We start from the raw sequence: 753 nt of genomic DNA on the forward strand, positions 1-753 counted from the left end.
GGAGATTTTAATTGGTGACTGGAGTTCGAAGTTATGCTCTTCCGATCTGCAGAGCGGGGGCGGCGCGGGCGTCTACGTGACTGACCAGTTGCGTGCCGGCATCGCGTCACCGTGGGGCCAGCTGGTCGCCGATCATCCGGCGCTGCGCGACGACATCCTCGAGTTCCGCCGCGTGCTCGAAGGCGCGACCGCCTATTTCGCCGCGCTGCGCGCCGATGCGAACGACCGCCGCCGGATCCGTGCGCTGCTGCGCGAGCTCGAAACCGCACACGCGAACGGCGCCGCGGCCGTCGAAGCCGCGACCGACGCGAAGCTGCACGAGGCGATCGCGCTCGCGTCGCACAACACGATGTTCCTGCACCTGCATACGAGCGTGATCGGGATGCTGCGCGAGCACATCTCGATCAACGTGGCGGGCATGACGACGCACGACGAGCAGGCGTCCGAGCTGCTGTTGCTGCAGCACCGCGTCGTGTGCGACGCGATCTGTGCGCAGCGGCCCGAGGAGGCGCGCACCGCGATGCAGACGCATATCGACTACGTGCGCAGCCATTTCGAGCGCAGCGGCGATGGAGCCTGATATTGGTTGGGCCACATCAACGTGCGGCCCGTCTCGCGGCGGCCCACGGTGCGGCTGGGTATCGACGCCCGGCAGGCGGGTGCGCGCCCGCGGTTCGAAGCCGCCGGTGCCGCCCGCGCGATTGACCGGTTCATCGGGCGCCCACTAGAATCGGCCGGAACCGCGCGCCAGCC

1 protein-coding gene is annotated in these 753 nt (G+C 68.8%); it reads left to right on the forward strand.

The window, feature by feature from the left end:
• On the forward strand, positions 1-580 hold a 580-nt coding region (locus G3N99_RS41495; protein ID WP_241012123.1), incomplete at its 5' end, for an FCD domain-containing protein.
• Positions 581-753 lie beyond the last annotated feature (173 nt).

Origin of the sequence: Burkholderia sp. Ac-20392, assembly GCF_017104585.1 — a bacterium.
GTDB lineage: Bacteria > Pseudomonadota > Gammaproteobacteria > Burkholderiales > Burkholderiaceae > Burkholderia > Burkholderia lata.